Annotated in this window: 1 protein-coding gene; it reads right to left on the bottom strand. The window is 65.2% G+C overall.

Annotated features, from left to right (window positions below; all coding sequences use genetic code 11):
• Positions 1-1,331: class I poly(R)-hydroxyalkanoic acid synthase (locus tag RMN84_RS02885; protein ID WP_309610702.1), on the bottom strand; the 1,331-nt coding region annotated here is incomplete at its 3' end.
• Positions 1,332-1,539: the final 208 nt, after the last annotated feature.

The raw sequence follows: 1,539 nt of genomic DNA on the forward strand, positions 1-1,539 counted from the left end.
CCGCCCGGCTCGACCAGCTTGTTGTCGCGGTACAGCCCCTGCAGATAATCGCGGTGCCAGCCGCCCGGCAAATTGGTCACGTCGCCGTTCCAGTGGAGCAGGTCGAACGGCGGCGGGTCGTTGCCCATCAGATAATTGTTGACGACATAATTCCAGATGAGGTCGCGGCCGCGCAGCAGATTGAACGTCGCCGCCATCACCCGCCCGTCGAGCACGCCGGTCTCGGCGGTGAGCTTGTCGAGTGTCGCCATCGTGTCGTCCCCAAGGAACAGCAACAGGTCGCCGGCCTCCTCGAAATCGACTTGGGCGGTGAAGAAGGTCACGCTGGCGACCTTGCCCGCTTCCTTGCGCGCGGCGAGGTAGGCGAGGCTGGCGGCCAGGGTCGTGCCCGCGACGCAATAGCCGATGGTGTGGACCCCCTCGACGCCAAGCAGGTCACGGATCACGTCGACGGCGTCGATTTGCGCCGCCACATAATCGTCCATAGTCACGTCGGCGATGCTGGCGTCGGCCGATTTCCAGCTGACCATGAACAGGCTGACGCCCTGGTCGACGGTCCATTTGACGAAGCTTTTTTCCGGCGTCAGGTCGAGGATGTAGAAGCGGTTGATCCACGGCGGGAACACCACCAGCGGCGTCTCCAGCACTTGCTCCGTCGTCGGCGCATAGTGGATCAACTGGTACAGCCGCGCCTCGTGGATCACCTTGCCCGGCGTGACCGCGAGATTGCGGCCCAGCTCGAACGCGCCATCGGGACTCTGGGTCACCTGCCCGCGCGAAATGTCGCCGAGCATGTTCTTGAGGCCCGCCAGCAGATTTTCGCCCTTGCTGGCGATCGTCTGCTTCATCACGTCGGGGTTGGTGGCCATGAAATTGGCCGGACTCATCGCGTCGACGAAGCCCTTGGTGGCGAAGCGCAGGCGGCTGCGCGCGGCATCGTCGAGTCCGTCGATCTCGTCGACCGTCCCGAGCAATCGGTCGGAGATCGCCAGATAACTCTGGCGGACGGTGTCGAAGATCGGATTTTCCTGCCACTCGGGGGAAGCGAAGCGGCGGTCGCGCGCTTCGGCTGCATCGGTCGCCTGGCCGATCATCTTGCCCCACGCCTCGAGTCCCTTCGACCACGCCTCGGCGCCGGCGCTCATCCACTGCATCGGGTCGCCAGCGTTGGCCGCGGGGGCAAGGCCGAGGCCCGGCATCGCACCAGCCTTGCCCAGATTATCGGCCCACGCCTCCATCACCATCTCGTTGGCCCGGGCCATCACCAGCGCCCAATGCTGCCAGTCGTCGAGGCCGGGAAGGGCGGTCGTGGTGTCGGCTGTGTCGGTCATCCCCGCACCATAACCGTTCGTGCTGAGCCTGTCGAAGCACTGCTCTCCTTTTCTGCAACGGAGTAGGACAGTCCTTCGACAAGCTCAGGACGAACGGTTAGGGGAGCGCCATGACGCCGCCGCATATCCTCCCGCCCGACGCGCTCGTCCTGCTCGACTATGTCGGGATCGCGGTGTTCGCCGTGTCGGGCGCGCTGGTCGCGGCGGA

The sequence above is a fragment of the Sphingomonas sp. genome (assembly GCF_031380695.1).
GTDB lineage: Bacteria > Pseudomonadota > Alphaproteobacteria > Sphingomonadales > Sphingomonadaceae > Sphingomicrobium.